Origin of the sequence: Bacillus sanguinis (genome assembly GCF_018332475.1) — a bacterium.
In the GTDB taxonomy this organism is placed as follows: Bacteria; Bacillota; Bacilli; order Bacillales; family Bacillaceae_G; genus Bacillus_A; species Bacillus_A sanguinis.
On the sequence record NZ_BOQB01000356.1, the window covers coordinates 1 to 485 of the forward strand.

General features: G+C 31.3%; 1 protein-coding gene. It reads left to right on the forward strand.

Annotated features, from left to right (window positions below; translation table 11 throughout):
• Nucleotides 1-242 precede the first annotated feature (242 nt).
• Entirely contained in the window at nucleotides 243-431 is a 189-nt protein-coding gene (locus KI369_RS25835) for a hypothetical protein (RefSeq protein ID WP_001247616.1), read from the forward strand.
• Nucleotides 432-485: the final 54 nt, after the last annotated feature.

Genomic DNA, 485 nt, shown 5'->3' on the forward strand with positions numbered 1-485 from the left:
GTCGATTGGAGTAGTAGTGAAACTAGAGGGATTAAAACAATTTTGATGATTATTGTTATAATGGTCGAATCGGCACATAAATGTAATTTTGATTATGTAGACAGCCAAACTAGCAATAGAAGTTACGGTTAATAAGTAAGAAGTTGAATGAAATCTTTTCTTATATTAGATTTTACGGAGACCATGGGTTATGTCGTAGGCGATACCATTAAGTTTGAGGATTTAGAGAGGAGTGTATTAATATGCGACCATTAAAGGCTGGGAAATATATTACATATGTTGCAGTTTTAATACTTCTTATATTTTCTATGTTACTGCCATATAGCCTACCTAAAAAGATTGCTCTTATTATTTTTGTTTTAATTTTAGGGGCCATTTCCTTGAGAGCGAATAAAGTAGTAGGACGGATATATAACAAATTTAAAGAATAATAAAGTTTGAAAAAGGATAGGGATAATCCGATATTAATTAGGAAAAGAAACGGG

Bases quoted from the DNA above. Each gene is read 5' to 3' on its own strand.
- KI369_RS25835 (WP_001247616.1), top strand. From the start codon at position 243: ATGCGACCATTAAAGGCTGGGAAATATATTACATATGTTGCAGTTTTA.